Source organism: Limosilactobacillus rudii (genome assembly GCF_014145455.1).
Lineage (GTDB): Bacteria > Bacillota > Bacilli > Lactobacillales > Lactobacillaceae > Limosilactobacillus > Limosilactobacillus rudii.
Genome location: NZ_JACIVB010000038.1, coordinates 1 through 376 on the forward strand (window position 1 = coordinate 1; position 376 = coordinate 376).

General features: G+C 51.3%; 2 tRNA genes and 1 rRNA gene. All 3 read right to left on the reverse strand.

Going from position 1 to position 376, the window contains the following annotated elements:
- Nucleotides 1-42: 42 nt before the first annotated feature.
- Nucleotides 43-114: transfer RNA gene (locus H5S39_RS02360), tRNA-Glu, on the reverse strand.
- 7 nt (nt 115-121) lie between these two features.
- Nucleotides 122-213 (reverse strand) — tRNA-Ser (locus tag H5S39_RS02365).
- A gap of 46 nt (nt 214-259) precedes the next feature.
- Nucleotides 260-376, reverse strand: a 5S ribosomal RNA gene (rrf, locus tag H5S39_RS02370).

Here is a 376-nt window from a genome sequence, read left to right on the forward strand (position 1 = left end):
TGTAAGGCAGATGCTCTCCCAACTGAGCTAATCCTCCAAAAGTGACCCGTGCGGGATTTGAACCCACGATACCAGCGTGAAAGGCTGGTGTCTTAACCACTTGACTAACGGGTCATAATAACGGAGAGTAAGGGATTCGAACCCTTGATACAGGCTTTAACCCGTATACATCATTTCCAATGATGCTCCTTCGGCCAGCTCGGACAACTCTCCAGTATCCAAGCCCCGGCACAAAGACCAGGTGCCAAAGCTTGCTTGAGCGTGGCAACGTCCTATCCTCGCAGGGAGCGATCCCCCAACTACTTTCGGCGTGTTGAAGCTTAACTTCTGTGTTCGGCATGGGTACAGGTGTATCCTTCAAGCCATCATCACCACA